The organism is Pedobacter gandavensis, from assembly GCF_014172405.1.
Classification (GTDB): Bacteria; Bacteroidota; Bacteroidia; order Sphingobacteriales; family Sphingobacteriaceae; genus Pedobacter; species Pedobacter gandavensis.
The window spans coordinates 618,294-635,395 of record NZ_WNXC01000001.1; the positions used below are offsets into that span (position 1 = coordinate 618,294).

At 38.3% G+C, this 17,102-nt stretch carries 16 protein-coding genes; 3 read left to right on the forward strand and 13 right to left on the reverse strand.

Annotation, left to right across the window (positions count from 1 at the left end; translation table 11 throughout):
* Positions 1-55 precede the first annotated feature (55 nt).
* Positions 56-865, reverse strand: coding sequence for a murein L,D-transpeptidase catalytic domain family protein (locus GM920_RS02375; protein WP_182953066.1), 810 nt, complete (start codon positions 863-865; stop codon positions 56-58).
* Between the two features lie 324 nt (positions 866-1,189).
* On the opposite strand from GM920_RS02375, the gene GM920_RS02380 reads away from it, so the two are divergent.
* A complete protein-coding gene (locus tag GM920_RS02380; protein ID WP_182953067.1) occupies positions 1,190-3,988 on the forward strand; it encodes a lantibiotic dehydratase in 2,799 nt (932 codons plus the stop codon).
* Positions 3,989-4,000: 12 nt separating this feature from the next.
* Here GM920_RS02380 and GM920_RS02385 read toward each other — a convergent pair whose 3' ends face one another.
* Together GM920_RS02385 and GM920_RS02390 are read right to left on the reverse strand one after the other, a co-directional pair.
* On the reverse strand, positions 4,001-4,882 hold the full coding sequence (locus GM920_RS02385) for a sensor histidine kinase (RefSeq protein ID WP_182953069.1): 882 nt from the start codon (positions 4,880-4,882) through the stop codon (positions 4,001-4,003).
* A 470-nt stretch (positions 4,883-5,352) separates the two neighbouring features.
* Positions 5,353-6,099, reverse strand: a complete 747-nt coding sequence (locus tag GM920_RS02390) for a LytR/AlgR family response regulator transcription factor (RefSeq protein WP_182953071.1) — start codon at positions 6,097-6,099, stop codon at positions 5,353-5,355.
* Between the two features lie 544 nt (positions 6,100-6,643).
* Here GM920_RS02390 and GM920_RS02395 point away from each other — a divergent pair.
* Positions 6,644-6,979 (forward strand): cupin domain-containing protein, encoded by a 336-nt coding sequence (locus tag GM920_RS02395; RefSeq protein WP_182955314.1) that lies wholly within the window; start codon positions 6,644-6,646, stop codon positions 6,977-6,979.
* On the opposite strand, the gene GM920_RS02400 is transcribed toward GM920_RS02395, so the two are convergent.
* On the reverse strand, positions 6,948-8,189 hold the full coding sequence (locus tag GM920_RS02400; RefSeq protein ID WP_182953073.1) for an MFS transporter: 1,242 nt from the start codon (positions 8,187-8,189) through the stop codon (positions 6,948-6,950). The two genes, GM920_RS02395 and GM920_RS02400, sit on opposite strands and share 32 nt — an antisense overlap.
* Positions 8,190-8,310: 121 nt before the next feature.
* On the opposite strand from GM920_RS02400, the gene GM920_RS02405 reads away from it, so the two are divergent.
* Positions 8,311-8,886 carry a TerD family protein gene (locus GM920_RS02405; protein WP_182953075.1) on the forward strand — a complete coding sequence of 192 codons (576 nt, stop codon included), beginning with the start codon at positions 8,311-8,313 and terminating at the stop codon, positions 8,884-8,886.
* Positions 8,887-8,902: 16 nt separating this feature from the next.
* Here GM920_RS02405 and GM920_RS02410 read toward each other — a convergent pair whose 3' ends face one another.
* The 9 genes from GM920_RS02410 to GM920_RS02450 form a co-directional block, all read right to left on the reverse strand.
* The gene (locus GM920_RS02410) at positions 8,903-11,521 is read right to left on the reverse strand and encodes a PAS domain-containing protein (RefSeq protein ID WP_182953076.1); all 2,619 of its coding nucleotides are present in this window, start codon (positions 11,519-11,521) and stop codon (positions 8,903-8,905) included.
* Between the two features lie 125 nt (positions 11,522-11,646).
* A complete protein-coding gene (locus tag GM920_RS02415) occupies positions 11,647-12,228 on the reverse strand; it encodes a DUF4136 domain-containing protein (protein WP_182953078.1) in 582 nt (193 codons plus the stop codon).
* Positions 12,229-12,419: 191 nt separating this feature from the next.
* On the reverse strand, positions 12,420-12,938 hold the full coding sequence (locus tag GM920_RS02420; protein ID WP_202986019.1) for a hypothetical protein: 519 nt from the start codon (positions 12,936-12,938) through the stop codon (positions 12,420-12,422).
* A gap of 70 nt (positions 12,939-13,008) precedes the next feature.
* Positions 13,009-13,809 (reverse strand): metallophosphoesterase family protein, encoded by an 801-nt coding sequence (locus GM920_RS02425; RefSeq protein ID WP_182953080.1) that lies wholly within the window; start codon positions 13,807-13,809, stop codon positions 13,009-13,011.
* Positions 13,810-13,935: 126 nt separating this feature from the next.
* A complete protein-coding gene (locus GM920_RS02430; protein ID WP_182953082.1) occupies positions 13,936-14,382 on the reverse strand; it encodes a hypothetical protein in 447 nt (148 codons plus the stop codon).
* 135 nt (positions 14,383-14,517) lie between these two features.
* Positions 14,518-14,829 (reverse strand): hypothetical protein, encoded by a 312-nt coding sequence (locus tag GM920_RS02435; RefSeq protein ID WP_182953084.1) that lies wholly within the window; start codon positions 14,827-14,829, stop codon positions 14,518-14,520.
* A 187-nt stretch (positions 14,830-15,016) separates the two neighbouring features.
* Positions 15,017-15,595: an NAD(P)H-dependent oxidoreductase gene (locus tag GM920_RS02440; protein WP_182953086.1), complete on the reverse strand. Its 579-nt coding sequence runs from the start codon at positions 15,593-15,595 to the stop codon at positions 15,017-15,019.
* Between the two features lie 67 nt (positions 15,596-15,662).
* On the reverse strand, positions 15,663-16,229 hold the full coding sequence (locus GM920_RS02445) for a Crp/Fnr family transcriptional regulator (RefSeq protein ID WP_182953087.1): 567 nt from the start codon (positions 16,227-16,229) through the stop codon (positions 15,663-15,665).
* Between the two features lie 241 nt (positions 16,230-16,470).
* Positions 16,471-16,785: a hypothetical protein gene (locus GM920_RS02450; RefSeq protein ID WP_182953089.1), complete on the reverse strand. Its 315-nt coding sequence runs from the start codon at positions 16,783-16,785 to the stop codon at positions 16,471-16,473.
* Positions 16,786-17,102: the final 317 nt, after the last annotated feature.

Below are 17,102 nucleotides of genomic sequence, written 5' to 3' on the forward strand. Positions count from 1 at the left end.
AACAAAAACAGCAGGTAATTTAAAGATTACCTGCTGTTTTTTATGTTGCTGTATGTTAGATGCTTAAAGAAGTGTCGGCTGCCTCCGTTTGAGGGGTAGTACCGATGTCATTTGTCGCATACATTGCCGCGACATGGGTGTTCAGGTATCTGGAAGTATAGTAAGGGTCACTTACATTGATAAACAGAACTGTTCCGCCTTCAATAGAATTGATCACCTGGTTGGCTAATTCTGGTGGTACTGCAGGACAACCCTGACTGCGTCCCAATCTTCCAAGTGCATTAATTGTACCCTGGCTCACATAATCCGCTCCATGGACCACGATAGAACGTTTTCTGGCATTAGAGTTAAAGCCTTCATCCATTCCGTCTAATCGCAACGATTTACCATGTTGTCCTCGGTAAACTTCGGCTGTTAAATAGAAACCAATACTACTTTGAAAAGACTCATTGGTGTTTGAAAAACGGGTAGCTATATCATTTCCACTGCGTTGTCCATGGGCAACCCATGTATTGAGTATTAGTTTTTTCTTATCGAGGTCAATGATCCACAGTCGCTTTTTAGTACTGCTCTGATCAAAATCTGCGATCGTTAAAATGTCTTTGTGTGCCGAAAGCTGTCCGGATTTTTTGAGGTTATAGAAGCCTGTGACTGCTTTTTCAAATACGGATTCAGTTAATCCGCTTTCAGAAAGATGTGCTGATTTATACAACTCCGTTACATGCCTGTTGTATATACTGTCGGGCGTTAACTTAACTTCGGATATTGCCGAGGCAATGGGGGTACTTACCGTCTCTCGGTTCACCATGGTGAGGGCTAAGGTAATGGTAATCAAGCCTGCTCCACCAAAAAGGTATTTCATCATAGAAATGGGTTTTAGTGCTATGAATAATTAATCTGTTATTTAAGTTGGATTCTCCCTATAAGCAGTTGTTTTTTTTACAAAGGTATTGATTAGTTGGTGTTTAGCTGAATTTATTTTAATATTTTGTTTTAAAATGACGATGCTACTACATAGTCCATACTATCCAAATTTCTCTGTTTTGACTAATTGACGCTTAATCAGCCAAAAGGTTTAAATCAGGGATTTGAAGTATTAACGTAGGTTTAGCACTATTTGGTGTAATAGATTAGGTTCATTCCTAAATGTACAGGAAATTGTCAGAAGAAAAGATAAAAATCGCTCGTTATGAATATAAAATTAAATATCAGCCCTGTGCTATTGTTGAGGATCCCAGCCTTTTCTGTAACAGATGATTTACCTGAAGTTTGGGAAGAGTTGAAGCAATCTATCTCACATTCATCCAGTGGTTTCTATGATAAAATCAAGAGTCTGCCTGCTGCTGGAATTACTGATTTAGACCCAAAGACACAGTATACCATTTGGAAATATTTTAACCGCTCTAAATATCGGGGTACACCTTTTGGGAGTTTTGCTGGTTTTGCTGTGGCCAGCTTAGGAGTTGGTGAAGAACCATTGATTTTCTCTAAGGCACAGCATTTACACCGTTTTAAGGACTGGTCGGAGTATAAGGTCTGCAACACCTCTAGATCCCAGTTAACAGCCTTAGATCGCTTCTATTACTCAAATTCGAGCCATTATGCTGTTGCTGACCATATTCGTTTCATTTCTTTAGCGGGTCAGGTGTTTGAATTGTCAGAAATTGACCATAATAAGGTGATTGTGGAACTCTTGAGTTTTTGTGCAGAAAAGGCGTCCTATTCTCAGATTCTTGAATTTGCAGTAGCTAAAGCAATTGAAGAAGAAACGCTGTTAGGGATGCTGAAAGCCATGGTAGAGGCCCAGTTGTTGTTTACGGATTTAGATGCTAATATTATAGGGCCAGAGTATTTTGCGCGTACTGACCAGTCTCAGGGGGAAGCAGCCGGAGCATACTTGATAGCGGAAAGAAAAGTATTGTCCGGAGATCTGATTAGCGCCCCATTGAAGTATTTATCTCCTTGTATCACTACTTTACTTGATTTAACTCAAAACAAAGTAAATGAAGGTTTTAGTGTTTTTGTTAAGGAGTTTTATAAACGATATGAAGGGCAGGAGGTTTCCTTGATGAATGCGCTTGATCCAGAGTTAGGAATTGGTTATGGGCAGTTAACTTCAGCGGCCAGGGAAGTAGGTTTGGCTCAGGAGCTGCCTGGGCATGTCCAAAAAAAGAGTTCAACTTTAATCCCTTGGACGGGTTTAACCAAGGCATTGATGAAAGCCATGCTTAAAGGTGATCGTGGTCAGACTGAGGTGTTGCAGTTGAGAGATTTAATCCCTGCCCAGCAAGAGGAAAATAGTGTGAAACCTGCAAATAGCTTTAGTGTACTAGCGAGGTTTGCAGGGGATTTAGTCGTCTTGGATAGTATTGGTGGTTGCACTGCAAATGCTTTGGCTGGGCGCTTTACGCTGGCAAGTGAATCTTGTACTCAACATTGTAAAACAATCGCGGCAGCAGAGGCGGAAGCAAATCCAGCGGTGATTTTCTTTGATATGGCTTATATGGCGGAAGGAAGAGTAGATAACATCAATCGTAGAAAGCAGATTTATACCTATGAATTACCTATTCTCAACTACTCCTGTAGCGAGGCGCTGATTGGCCTAGATGATATTTTAATACGGGTTCAAGGTGACGAAGTTATTCTATTTTCAAAGAAATATGGAAAAAGATTGATTCCAAGACTAGCTTCTGCCTACAATTACAGCAGATCAGACCTGTCTGTGTATCGGTTTTTATGTGATTTGCAGCATCAGGGAATCCAGTCTCAGGTCTTGTTTGATGTGCAGCAGCTGTTACCGGGGCTGGATTATTACCCGAGAATTCAATACGAAAATCTGGTATTATCTGCCGCCAAATGGCGGGTAAAAGGAGCGAGACTGAAAGGAGGTTGTACGGTCGGGGCTCTGGATGAAATTGGGGTGCCTCGTTACTTTTCTGTTGGATCCGGAGATCAGACTTTGTGTTTCGACAAAGCTAATCCTATCGATCTTACATTCTTTAAATACTACCTAAATCAATATGACGATTTCGTTATAACAGAGGTTATTGGTGTAGATAGTCAGGTGTTTAAGGATGAGTATGGTAAGTTTTACTTTACTCAGATTTTGTTGGCAATAAGTCACCAGGAGGAAATGTATCCGGCTTATATTTCCCGAGATGTCAGCCGTGATTCATTGACTGAACCGGTCATCATGCCTGGGAAAGATTGGTTGTGTTATGAGATTTATTGTCATTCGGACAGGAGTAATTTCCTTTTATCAGAACGGATCAGAGGGTTTATCAACACCTATAGTGCTGCTTTCCATACTTGGTTTTTTATCAGGTATAATGATCCGAGCCCGCATCTTCGATTGAGGATTCAACTGAAGGATCAACAGTCGGGATATATATACATGACTAAACTCATGGAGCTGTTTGCTCCAGATCTCCTGGAAGGCTTGATCAAAGATGTCCAGTTGAAAACCTATTACCGGGAGCTTGCCCGTTATGGTGGGCCTCAAATGCTACTTACAGAACAGCACTTCAGTAGGGATAGTCTTTATGCGCTGGAGCTTCTTGCAAACCATCCAGAGGATTTTTCAATTTATACAAATTGCATCAGTCTGATGAAAGCCGCGCTGGAAGCTCTGCAGTTGGAAAAGAAGGAAATACTGGGATTTGTCAGAAAGGTGCAGCGTGCTTTTGAGCAGGAGCACCACCTTAAAACAGAAGATTTCAAAATGGTGAACCGGGAATGGACTAATTTTAAAGCCCAGCCTCAAGAAAATGGAGTTCAAAATGAATTGCAATTCAGGGAGCTTAAGCAGTCTTTCCTGAGTACCCTTGAGGCTACTGCGGTGGGACAAAGGCGAAGCTTGTACTGTAGCCTGTTTCATATGCACATCAACCGGCTATTTTCTGATCATCAAAGGGCACATGAGCTCATCATTTATAGTTTCTTATACAAGCAAATGCAAATGGATCTGCAAAAGGCGACCTCGATTTAAAATTACCTTCCCCTAATTTGCGCCAAGGTGGATTTCCAGGGAAAGGATAAACTGCTCATCCTGTTTGGACGTATGGAGTGCTGCATGGTCTCCATACGCTGCTTTTAATCGTTTTTTTATGTTATCCAGGCCAATATGATGGCTCGGATGCAATTGGTTTTTGTTGATGAGGTTTTTAGTTTCCACCCGTAATACACCCTCCTCGTATTTTAAATTAAGGTAGGCAGGGTGGGCTTCCTGGAGCAGGTCACCGTGTTTAAACATGTTTTCGGTGAGGGTCATTACCAAAAGTGGAATGATTTCGAGTTCTGCAACCTCATCTTCATATTCCAAGCTAATAAAAAGCTGCTGATGTGATTTCAATTTATGCAGTTTAATCAGATTTTCCACTTGTTCCAGTTCTCCAATCAAAGGGCCGGTGGAATGGCTCACTTCCTCAATAGAATACCTCATCATTTCTGACAACGTAATAATAGCTTCTGCAGCATCTGGGGCTGCTTTCCTGGTGCTTGTGTAAATGAAGTTCAAAGTGTTAAAAAGAAAATGCGGATTGATTTGTGCTTTTAAATGTGCATGTTGAGATTTGATCAGATCGGCATAAATTCTTTGATTCTCAATAATAATCAACAGCCTTTCCTTTTCTTTTTCTTCAGCACGTTTTCTTTCTTCAAAATAGCGGAGGATATAATAATAGGCGCTGGAAAAAAGGATGAAATACACAACGCGATAGGAAGTTCCAAGGTAAGCATCTAGACTCAGTTGTGGTGGATTGGTAAAAACTAAAAATCCATTTCGATGAAGGAAATCTGTAAGATTCAGCGTAAAGTAAACGTAGACTGCGACTTCTAATGCGATGAAGAGAGGTAGCCTCCAGAGTGCTTGAACGGTCTTCATCTTTGCGGCAGGCATAACAAAATGCGCGTGAAAATAAAATAGAATAATATTAAAAAAATAAAAGAAAGCATATACTCCAACTGGAGCAAATTGTTTTCTTATGAGTCCCATGATGACTACTTCGTAAAAAATAAAGATAAACCATCCAATGAAATGGATCTTGTATTTACGTAAGAAGTTAATCAGGAAGGGAGGGAAAATATTCATTTCGTGTAAAAAAAAAAGGCGTTAGCGTAATACTTTTTTATTGACCATTGATCCGATCTAATTTTCATAAAAAAACTTATTATTATGAAAAAAGACATCGTTTCGTTCGATCTAAAAAAAAGTACATTATTTGTATTCAAATCAAAAAAAAGTAAATCAAGACTTTTTCCAACTTTAACCGATCCAACCAATGGAACTGCAATATCCCATACTTGTACATTTCTCATTTCAGATGCTGAATAATTCAGCCCTTACGATGAAATCTATTCAGAGATACTTCGGTTAGATTTCATCGTTTTCTCCGCTAGGAACATCAGGAATTGTTTCTTGTATGTTGTACCCAATGGAATCTCCATCTTGTTACTCAGTACAATTGTATTTCCTTCTACTTTTTGAATGTAATTTACAGCAACAATGAAGGAGCGTTGTACCCGCACAAAATTGTTGATGTCTTGTAACTTGCATTCCAGTTCTTTCATGGTCAAATAAGCGACATGCGTTTCTGTGTTGGTGTGAATTTTTACGTAATTGTTCAAACCTTCAATGGTAATGATATCTTTTATATTGATTTTTGTGTATTTCTGAATTTGATCTGTTTTAATAAAGAAGAAATCATCGGCAGGGACAATGGTTTTACTTGTGTTTTCCAAACTCATTAGTCTTTTGATCATTAGCGCAAATTTACTCATCGAGATTGGCTTCAATAAATACTCATTGGCTTGTACTCCGAAAGCTTCATAAGCATATTTGGAATGACCTGTGGTGATAATCAGGTATTTTGTTTTCGCTCTAATCGCTACGGAAAGATCTAATCCGGATATACCAGGCATATCCATATCCATAAAGACAATATCAATGTTGTCTTCCTCAGAAATTTCCATTAATGCCTGTAAAGGATCAGTAAAATACTTTAGCAGCTGTAGATTAGGTATGGCTTCAATGTAATCTGCCAGGAGTTCTACAGCATGCTTCTCATCGTCAATAATGACGCAGTTTAATTTTTTATCCATTGATCTCCTCCTATAATTCAAATACTTATTAATAAATCTAATCAAAAAATATATTCGCAACGTAAAAACCACATTTGACGTAATACATTTTTTTGTTACATGAAATTTATTAAGGATCTGTAAAGATAAATCAAATTTGGGGATAAAACTACATTTCGAGCATAGGTTGCAGGATTCTGGACTTAAATAACTCATAAATTAGCTTAGACTGACTATAAAGGCAATTATTTCATTAACCACATAAATCCAATCATTCACCACGTGAAACCTGTATTTGGTGTAAAAGAATTCGTGAATATAAAAGCCTTGATTACTTTTAGACCATCCCCCCTATAAAACAAGATTCCTGGTGCATGGAGGTGCATCAGGGATTTTAATTAAAAGAGATCTATACGCACTCAAATCATACCCAAAAGGGGGTAACACCCCTTTACACTTCTTCCATATTATGTTTCTTGTAATTTTTTTCAAACCTTCATTGCAATAGCATTCTGGTATTTGGCAATTCCGCGCTTTTGTTATATTTGAGTTTAAATCTATGGATATGCAAAGCGAATTGTTTCAAATAGAAGCAGAAATGCCCTGGGAAGACCTTGGCGATGGAATAAAAAGACAGGTGTTTGGCTACAATGACCAGATCATGTTGGTTAAAGCTAAATTTGAGGTTGGCGCAATAGGAACCTTACATGAACATCATCATACGCAGGTGACTTATGTAGATAGCGGAATCTTTGAAATGACCATTGGAACAGAGAAAAAGACACTTGTAAAAGGAGATGGGTTTTATGTCCCACCGCATACGATCCACGGTTGTGTATGTATCGCGGCAGGAACACTGATAGATTCTTTTAGTCCAGCTCGGGAAGATTTTTTGAAGTAGGCTCGTCTACAGCCTTCATAAATTTGTATAAATAAGCACAAGCCAGTAACAGGCATGTCAGGATCAACCATAGGGTGTTGTAACCATGATGATCGGCGATATAAAATCCAGCAGATGGACCTACAACTTGTGCAACAGACCATACTAACATGTATCCGGCTGCATATTGTCCCCTGTTAAATTCATTTGCCCTACTCATTACAAACGTATTGACAAAGGGTAGGGCAAACATTTCACCAACAGTGAAAAATACGATGCAAAGCACCCCTAATACTAGGGGTGATCCAAAAGGCAACATCAATACCAGAAAGGAAGCTGCAATTAATAGGACGCCAATGGTGATAAAAAATACTGAAGATTTTTTTCCTTCAATTTTATGAATCATTACCATTTCAAAAAGGGCAATAATCACTCCATTAAGGCCTAAAATCAGACCAATCATAAATTCATCAATCTTCCAGGATTCTTTAAAAAACACTGGAACGACCCTAAACATCAGGAAAAAACAGATGATAAAAATGGTACTCAGGAGTAGAAACTTGATAAACAGCACATCTTCCCATGGTTTGCGCACTACGATGCCTTTCACCTTTTCTTTAATGGTCTTTCTGTAACCTTTGATTTTTGGCAGGAACCATAAAATCGCCAATCCGGCAAAGATGCCTACTGCACCATCCACATAAAATAATAGTCTGTAATTATAGGACGCAATCAAACCACCCATACTTACTCCAAAGGCCCAGCCAATATTTGTGGCCAAACGGTTCAAAGAGTATGATCTTGTTTCCAAACCAGGCTTGGCATAAGCAGCGATGGCCGCGAAATTTGCCGGACGAAAAGCTTCCGCGAAGAAACTGATTACGACCGCCAGAATGCAAAGTGTATGAAAATGTGTAATGCTGGCAAAAAAAAGAAAAAAACTACCTCCGATGATAGCCGAAAGGATTTGAACCGGCCTAAAACCAATCATATCCGTTAATTTACCACCCGCCGCAGATCCCATAATTGAACCCACGCCAAATAGCGTAATGACCAATCCGGCATCGGAAGGGGAGCGGTGCAAAGATTGGGTAACATATAATCCCATAAAGGGAACGGCCATATAACCACTGCGGTTAATGAGCATCACAATGCTCAAAATCCAGGTTTCCCGACTCAGTCCTGAGAACGATCTCTTGTAGTTCCCTGCAATATCTTGAAGTAATGACATGATTTATTTTAATCCTGAAAAGCGTCTTTTAGGACACTTGTAATATTTCTGCCAAGATATCAAAATAAAATTGCCATTGTAGCAAAACAAACTAACTTTAGAAAGTTCAAATGAAGAAATTATGGCAATTAACTTACGTAAAGGCGAAAAAATTAACATTGGTCTCACAAAAATTAGTGTAGGCTTAGGTTGGGATCCAAATGAAGGGACAGGGCATGACTTTGATCTGGATGCTTCTGCATTTATGGTGGATGGAACGAGAATGATTCCCGCTGAAGAATATTTCGTTTTTTATGGAAATGATAAATCGCCTGATGGCGCATTGTTCCATACAGGTGACGATCCTACAGGTGGTAATAGTGCGACTGGTGACGATGAAATTGTTAAGGTTGACCTTTCTCTGGTAGATGAACGGATTCAAGAAATCCTGTTTGTAGTGACCATACATGAAGCACAAGTCAGGAGACAGAATTTCGGACAAGTACGCAGTTCATACATAAGAATTGTAGACGATACCAATGGTGATGAAGTGGCTAAATATGAGTTAGATGAAGATTTCTCTATTGAAACAGCGATCGAATTTGGTAGGCTTTATAAGAGAAATGGTAGCTGGAAATTTGAAGCTTCTGGTAGAGGTTATAAAGAAGACCTGGCTTTTTTCCTGTCTAAATATTATACAGGGGAAATTATCAAATAATTCCCCCTGGTAGTTATTACCTCAAGGAGAGGGCAGTTGGTGGCTCATGGATCGGGAGAAGGATATGAAATATAGTCCCTTTTCCCGGTTCACTTTCCACCTGGATCGTGCCTCCAAGGTCTTCTACTTGTGTTTTAACCATAAATAGACCCATTCCTTTTCCATCAACAGCTACATCAAACCTTTTATAAAGGCCAAATAGCTGACTGCCATGTTTCTTTAGGTCAATCCCTTTCCCATTGTCTTCAAATACAATATTCAAATGTTTTCCGCTGAGGTAAGTTTTAATGATCATTCTAGGGGAGGTATGGTGCTGCCTATATTTTATACTGTTCAGAATCAGGTTATAAAAGATACTGTATAGGTAACCACGGACCGTAAAAATCTTCTCTTCTTCCAGTTGATATTCAAAAGTCATATTTTCACTTACAATCAGATTATTGATGCTGTCCTTGATTTCTTCCACAAGAACTTGTAGTTCTACGAGCTCTTTCATGCGCTCTGGCGCATCTTTTTTTACGGTGAGTACATAGTTAAGATCCTTGATTACGGTATCCAGGTTTTTGATGGAAGTACGTAATCCACGCATAAGTTCAGCAACTGCAGATGGGTCAGATTCCATATCACTTAATAAATCACTAAGCCCCATGATATTCGCAACTGGTGCACGTAGGTTATGTGAAACCACGTACGTAAATTGTTCCAGATCTTTGTTTCTGCGAATCAATTCAGAAGTCATGGCATGCTGTGCTTTGGCAATATTTTTCTGTTCGGTAATGTCTTTGATGGATAATATGAATCCCCAATATTGCTGGTCTTCATCATTTACTCCAATCCACTTTAAAGCATACCATTTTTCTGATCCATCTTTTTCAATGACATTTGTTTCATAGGACATGTTCTGCCCCTTGATCACATCATCGACAATCTTTTGAAGTCTTCCTCTTTTGTTTTTAGCAAAATAATCGAATATACTATTCCCTTCCAGTTCTTTAAAGTGCCCACGGAATTCTGCAATTTCTTTTGCCATTTGGCTGTAGGAGATGATGTTTAGTTGTTGATCCACCAAAATGTAAGCGGCGTCAGTATGGTCTAATAAAGTACGGAGATTGGCTTCAGATTTTTTAAGCGTATCCTCGGCAGCTTTTACGGCAGTCACATCCTGAAGCGTACCATACAGGCGGGTAGTGACTCCATCTTTATTAAATTCAATCCGGTTTTCTCCCTGTAGTATTTTCACTTCTCCTTTCGCATTTTTAATGCGGAAGCTGGTTTTCATGTTTTTTCCTAAGCGGATCAATTTATCGACTTCATACGCTACCCGGAGTTTGTCTTCCGGATGAATAAGGTTATCAAAATATTCATTTATCGGAACTAATGATTCATCTGCCCAATAAATCTCTTTTAACCCGTCGGACCAGGTTAATTCCTGCTTGATCAGGTCGAAATTCCAATTCCCAATCTGCGCCATTTTTTGTGCTTCAGAAAGGACAGCTTCTGCCTGTTTGATCCGCTTTTCAGTTTCTTTCCATTGCGTAATGTCACTGATTACACCATCTACTGTGTGAATTCCCCCATCGAGAAAATGTGGGACTGCTTTTATCTCAATCCATCGAATGCTATTGTCCTTTCCAATAATCCGATACTGGCTTTTTGTTTGTTCCCCTTTTTCCAATAGCACCCCATCACGCAGGGCAATATGGCGGTCTTCCGGGTGAATCACATCGTACCATAAATCAGGATTTTCATGGAATTCCTCTAAATTGTAACCATAAATCCTGGAACAACCCGCAGACAACTTCATGTACCTATTTTGGCGGATATCTTTTAGGTAGAACCCCTCATTTACGGCATCCAATAATTTTTCAATTTCATGGCTTACCTGCTCTTTTTCTTTTCTGTACTGTACTTGTTCCGTGACTTCCATTCCGGAGAGGAGTAGACCATTGATCAGCCCCTTTGAATCGCGTAAAGCTTGAATCGTGAAATTAAAATAAGCACCATTTGATAAGGAAGGGCTGACTTCTTTAATGATAAAAGTCTTTCCTGTTTCATATACCAGATCTGCTTTTTCATTTAAAAAAGCAAGGTCAGTACCTCCATAAACCTCCTTTAAAGTTTTGTCTATCATTAGATTATTTCCAATGTTATTTTGAAAATAAGTGTTTACAAAAGTAAAAATATGTTGAGGCTTCTTGAGGATGGCTATGGCAGAAGGGATTTCTTGAAGTACCGCAATTTTTTTGAAACTATCATTCAAAGCGCATCGTTCTAAAGCTTGTGAAATGGCATTGGGTAATCTTCTTAGGCGGTCTTCGAAAAGGTAGTCAGCAGCACCATAACTCAGCATTTTAAGGGCTTCCTCTTCAAATGCTGGCTTGATGATACAGATAAAAACAGCTTGATGATCAAGCTCCTGCAGCCTGTTTAAGGCCTGGTGACCAATGGAGTGTTCTCCATCACAAAATCCAAGTACCACATTGGGAACGAAGCTTTTTAAAGTAAGGTTAAAATCAGATAGGTCTGATGTTTTTAGCTGTTGACATTTAAACTCTGACTGATCTAAAGTGTTTTTTATTAAACTATTATCATTAGCTGGATCTCCCAAAATAAGGATTCTCAGAATGTTTTTCATTAGTTAAACGTGTTATTTGTAGGTAAAGGATAATATAGACAAAATTTTAAAATCCATGCCAATATTTTGATAAAAAACAAAAAGCCCCCTAGGAGGCTTTTTTTTTTTTTTTAGTATGCTAAAAATTACGGCAATTTTTTGAAGATATTCTCTACTATTTTTGGAATTTCATCAATTGCTTTTTGTGGATCTGTCAATTCACCTTCAGCCCAACCTCTCCAGATTACCTTTGAACTACTACGCTCGATGATATCGATCATAATATTGCCTTCTTTAATAGGCATTCTACGCTCTCTGCTACCTACATATACAGGAAATGGATTGTCATACACATAGAAGAACCTGGCACGACCTCTGTAATAAGCAACCCTAGGACTTAGCATTGGTGGTTGATTATAATAGATTGGCTCATCATAGACCTTCATGGCTTTACTCACAATGGCAGAATAACGAATCAATAGATCAGGATTTTTGTTATCTATTGTTAAACCCTTTTTAGTCAGTTCTGTTTCTGTAGTCTGTACAATTTTATCAGTAACGATGTCATTGTTGTAAATGTTATTGGTTTGTCCATCCTCTGGTGGAAGCCATGCATAGGTTTTGAAATCGGTTCCAACCGGTTTACTACCAACTGCATAGTAGTTGTACGGTGAGCAGGCTGACAGCATCCCTGCGGTCAGGAGTAATAATAATAGTTGTCTTTTCATGGTAAACGTTTTTTAGAGTAGGATAAATTTTAATGCTTTTTTATTATAGGTTATTTTGGTTGTAAATGACCACAGAACCAATTTTTTATACCTAATAATAGTATTACAATAAAACTCTCAAAATGTTTAGCCAAGTTTAAAAAAATCTAAAAAAAAGGAAATTTTCTTACTACAAACTTTGGATGGATTTGTTAAAACTTGACCCGTAAACCTATTCCCAGTTGAAATATATCTGCAAGGGTAAGGGCAGAGGTATTCTGGAAATAATTAATGAGGTAAAAATCGTTGGTATTGATTTCTGAATAAATGCTGATGGCTTTGACCCCAGAATCTTTCCAGATTTTTTTCATATCGAATTCCAGCTCATTGCCGATTGATAGGTGTGGCCTTAATGCTTCAGACCAATAATAATATTTATCGGGATAAAGCTCCTTATCGAAAGCAAAAGAAAGTTCCGGATGAAAAGTATAGGTCGCAAAGAATCCTGGATTAAATGGATAGAATTTCCCCCAGTCTTTCAACTTTATTTCATAAAATTTATAGGCAAATTTTGCGGTAACAATATGTAGTTCGCCGCCTTTCGAAGCGGGAACATAACCATAATTGAAATCTAGAATTCCTTTTTTATTCTTAAAAAGATCATAGCCTGCACCAACACTGAAATAGCCGATGCTTCCTGCAAACTGTACAATTGCATTATCTGGAACCAAGAAATTTAGCTTTTGGGCAGATGCTTTCCCAGAAAAAATGAATAGTACTGCTAATGATATATAGGCGCGTTTAAAATGATATCCGTTCAAAACTTATTTTATGATTAATGATTTCAACTAATAAAAACTCTTCATTACCCATGGCACTGGTTACGACATACGGGATTTTGGAATCGTCAGGGTAAAAAAGGTCATAAACATGAGAATGGGCATGTAAAGAGGCTAAAAATCCAGGGGTTTGTGCAAAAACTCCGGTATAATCTTTAACTAAAGTCGTGTCAAAGTCGGTTGATATGGGAGAGACATGAGAAACAGCCAGATAATTACTAACGCCTTCTTCCGGTTGTAATTCTGAATTTAACCAGGGGATATTAGGAATCATTCCATTAAAACTATATTCTCTGCTGTTGGTGTCATGGCAAACGAATTTTGTTCCACCGTAGCTGAATGAATAATTTAAAGCACCAAACATGCGTTCGAAAACTTTTTTTCCGCGACCAGTCATATCATGATTACCAATAACGCCCATGTAAGGAACATTTAACTTCGCCAGACTTCTGGCAATCCATTCCATTTCCTTTAATACGCCAAATTCAGTGAAATCACCAGCAACAAGCACAAAGTCAATGTCTGTCATTTCATTCACTTTTTTAACAAAACTAACCGTTTCGTCACGTGACCTTTGCGTATCACCTGTTAAAATAAATCGGACAGTTTTGTCGTTTTTGCCTTCTCCAAGTTTTTTTAAATTGGTGGCATTAAGATCTCTGGGAGAGTTTCTGTCGAATGACTGATCTGTGCTGTATTCAAAACGGTTACAGCTCCCCAAACCAACACTTAAAACAAGCCCTAGTAGTATAAATTTGTTCATAGAAAATCCCGATGTTTTCGCAAACCTAAGGTTTAAACAAAGAGTTTAAACATCTATTAATGCGTTATGGCATTCCTATAACTGTTAAATGGCATTAATTTAACATTTCTGTCAAACTCAAAAGAATTACAAATTGGTAGTAATATCAGAAAGTAGGTTAACTGCTTGAGCCTCTTCTGCTAAAGTTCGGAAGGAGGAAATAGGTATAAATTTCCAGGAAATCTGCTGGTCTTCCAACACTTTTAATACTTCTATAGCCTGATTCATTAAATGTTGCTCAAAAAATAGTTGTTTGCTGGATGCCCAGGCTTTAGGGTCCCCAAGATTTGCCGGCCAGGTATACAATTTATGGGCTTCAATTGACTTTTCTTCCAGTATATGTGTTGATATTTTAGAGATCAGGGGACTAATGTCAAACTGTTGAATGGCAGCATGGATACCGGATTCGTTTTTGGTGATACCCAGCGCCTTCGCGCTAAATCCAACAACCAGGTGGTTTTGCCCTTCCAATTGTGAAGGACTTCCAAAAAATAAATATTTCCCAGGAGTCAATTGTTGAAGTGTTGTCGCCATAATGATGTTTCAGGCAAAGCTACATTATATATGGCACCTTTATAAGTACAGTTTTTGATTTTAATGCCTAAAAAAGAAAAAGGGCCGGATTTCTCCAGCCCTTTTTAAACATACACTTATACTTTTGAATACGTATTATTGAATTACTTTACCATCAGCTCCGATTTTGATAGCCGCCGTTTCTGCATCTTTCTTAACTTCTATATGATAATATTGTGTCTTGTCTGCATTAGTAACCAGGAAAGCAGCTGTTGGCGTCCATGCTTTAACAGGCTCTGATTGTAAAGTTGTTTTTACTGCTTCAGGTAAATCTTTCAATTCTACAGGAACTTTAGTAGTACTATCTTGTTTTACTGTAATAGCTACTGGATTTTTTACTTCTGTTGCGTTTGCTGCTGAGATTCCTGCGAAAGCTAAAAATGCTGCTGATAAAATGATCTTTTTCATATCTATTGTGTTACTGTTAAATATTCTTGTTAATTCTGATTAGGAATGGTTAATAATGATGCCATGGCGATTCACTTTTGGCACACAGCTGATATTCAGTCAATTATGAGAATGTGTCGAATTTAAACTGTAGAGATGCTCTACACTTTGTGGCTTAATGAAGCGGTTTAGATAAAAACGGACTACCTTATTTTTGGTGTTGACCCATAAGATGAATCTTGTCGAGCCATTTTTGTCGCTGTTTTGCCGTTGCTGTCTTAATAATACCAATGGTACTTAACCTCACAGGGCTTACTCCACAAAATTCCAGTGTGCTTTTTTTCAATTGTCTAATGCTAGGACTCCCATAAGCGAAACGGTAATACCAACCAGGTTGATCTATAGTGGTAATGATTCTTGCTGTTTTTCCGGTCAATAACTTATCCCAGAAAATGGAGTTTTCTCGATACTGGAAGGTAAGGCCTGGAAGAAATAATCGATCGATAAACCCTTTCATAATGGCAGGTAAGCCTCCCCACCAAACCGGATGAATCCATACCAGGTGATCTGCAGATCTGATCATTTCTAAACTACGGAGGAGATCTGGCTCTAGTTCCATTCTTTTAGTATACCCAAAAGCGAGGTTTGGGTTAAATTGGAGCTCTGCAATATTAATCTGGCTAATTTGCGCACCTGTTTTCTGTGCACCTGAAAAATAGGCTTTCGCTAGTGCATGATTAAAACTATCCGGATTAGGATGTCCGTTTATAAGGAGGATTTTGGTCATTTTTACGATTATGAAATGGTATCTCACAAAAGTAGTTGGAACAAGGAGGTCGTTTTAGGACAAATGTCTATAAAGAAATTTCATTTCTCAGGCGACTGAGGTGCCTTGGCGTAATCCCTAAATAGGAGGCCAGATATTGTAAAGGGATTTGTTGAACGTAAGTCGATTGGTTTTCTAATAAGTCTAAGTATCTTTTTTTCGCCTTCTCCTGTTGAAATTGAAAAACCCGCTTTTCCAATTCCAGATATTGCTGCTCAGCAATAATTCTCAGAAATTGGCTCCAGTTGGGATTCGTTGCCGATAAATAGTCCAAGTCTCTTTTTTGAATCAAAAGCAAGTCTGTTGGTGCCAAAGCCTGTATGTTTTCAATAGTTGGCTTTCCAGTGATAAAAGAAGCGTAGGCAGTCATTAATGCACCTGGAAAGGTGATGCAATAAGTGGTTTCTACTCCCGTTTCTGCTCGGAAAAATGTCCTTAGAATCCCCGTGTTTATAAAAGCAACTTCTTTACACGTTTTCCCCTCCTGAATAAAAAAATCTCCTTTTTGTAGTTTTTTTGGCTTCATCATTTTTACGAGTTCATTGATTTCTGCCGAACTAAAGAGTTGAAAGGAAGTTAGAAAATTACGGATCATCTGTTTTGTGCTTTATACGCCTTTGGAGCGTTTGAGCTTCAAATATATCATAAAAGAGGAAACCCCATCAATTTAGTGGTCTTGTCAAGTTATTAGTTTGTATTGAGGTTTTCTTTAGGGACTAGAATATGTTAAATAAATAGGGAGAGATTGGTAGAAAAAAGCATAGACAAGCAGAAGCCGGAGTAATCCGGCTTCTGCTTGTAAAAATACTGCTTCAATTATTATTCAACTGCTCGTATTAAGATTTAATTGGCTTACCATCTTTATCTAGTTTTACTGCAGCAGTTTCATCACCTTTTTTAATGTCGATGTGATAATAGCTGGTTTTATCTGCATTTGTTACTAGAAATGCTGCTGTTGGTGTCCATTGTTTTACAGGTTCTGTCTGTAAAGTCGCTTTAACTGCTTCTGGCAAGTCAGCCAATTCTACTGGAACTTTAGTGGTACTGTCTTGTTTAACTGTAATGGCTAAAGGTTCTTTTACTTCTGTTGCGTTTGCTGCTGTTAATCCTGCGAAAGCTAAAAATGCTGCTGATAAAATGATCTTTTTCATATCTCTTGTGTTTCAGTTAATATTCTAATTAATTACGTTTTGCATAGGTTTAATAATGATGCCGTAAATTAATGTTTTTGGCATTTATCTGAAATACAAGTGGTTGTGTTTTTTTAGCAGCATGTAATCATGTAGCATTATTCCACAGTTTGTGGGGGATAGAAGCAGCTAATTTCAAATTTATATCGGATTCCATGGAGGAAAAGTTTATCTAATAGGATGTTTAGATTGCCACTGTATTGACCTTATGATTTCAATTTACCTCAGTGGAGATTAAATCGGGGTTAAGGCGCGTTTCCTAGGCAAGTAGGCCTAGC